The organism is Streptomyces montanisoli, from assembly GCF_017813245.1.
Taxonomy (GTDB): Bacteria; Actinomycetota; Actinomycetes; order Streptomycetales; family Streptomycetaceae; genus Streptomyces; species Streptomyces montanisoli.
On sequence record NZ_JAGIQL010000387.1, the window covers coordinates 1 to 714 of the forward strand.

Sequence of the window (714 nt, forward strand, 5' to 3'; positions counted from 1 at the left end):
GCTGGCCCCGCTGCCGTCCCGTCCCTGGCCGCCCCCGCGCGCCAGAGGACCCGGATCCGTGCCGACGGGCGCTCGGACGAGCGCGTGGAGGACCCGGGCCGCCCGGAAGACGGAAGCCCGCCCCGTCCGGCCCGATCCGCCCGCCGCGTGGAGGGCCGGGCGCCGACGGGCCAGCGTCGCGCCCGCGGCGGCCCCACCGCGGGGTCAGCCGTACGTGTCGCCCGGGCCCTTGCTGCCCGGGGCGCGCAGGCGGCCGTAGCGCTGGGGCGGTCCCGAAGGGCCGAGCACCTTGATCAGCCGTACGGTGCCGTGCCCCAGGTCCTCGTTGAGCCGGGCCAGCAGCCGGGGCGCCAGCAGCCGCAGCTGCGTCGCCCACACCGTGGAGTCGCAGACGACCGTCAGCACGCGCGCGTCGTCCGCCTCGTCGAACCGCTCCGGCACGCAGTGCTTCGCCAGCTCCTCGCCGACGATCTGCGGCCACCGGCCCATCACCCCGCCGACCGCGGCGGGCGCCTCCCAGCCCCGCTCCGTGATCAGCCGGTTGATGGCCGCGCCCAGCGGCAGCGGGTCGCGTCCGTCCGCGCGCGCGCCGGACCTGAGGCCGCCGCCGCGGCCAGATCCGTAGTGCTCTCGTCTTAACTCTTGTCACCCATCTTTCTTGTATGCTGTCTTCTCCTTGATAATAGGGGGGGGGGGGGGGGGGGGGGGGGGGGG

At 76.6% G+C, this 714-nt stretch carries 1 pseudogene; it reads right to left on the minus strand.

Going from position 1 to position 714, the window contains the following annotated elements:
- Positions 1 to 204 precede the first annotated feature (204 nt).
- Positions 205 to 612: pseudogene (locus tag JFN87_RS33300) on the minus strand (DciA family protein); the annotation flags it as partial.
- Between the last annotated feature and the right edge of the window lie 102 nt (positions 613 to 714).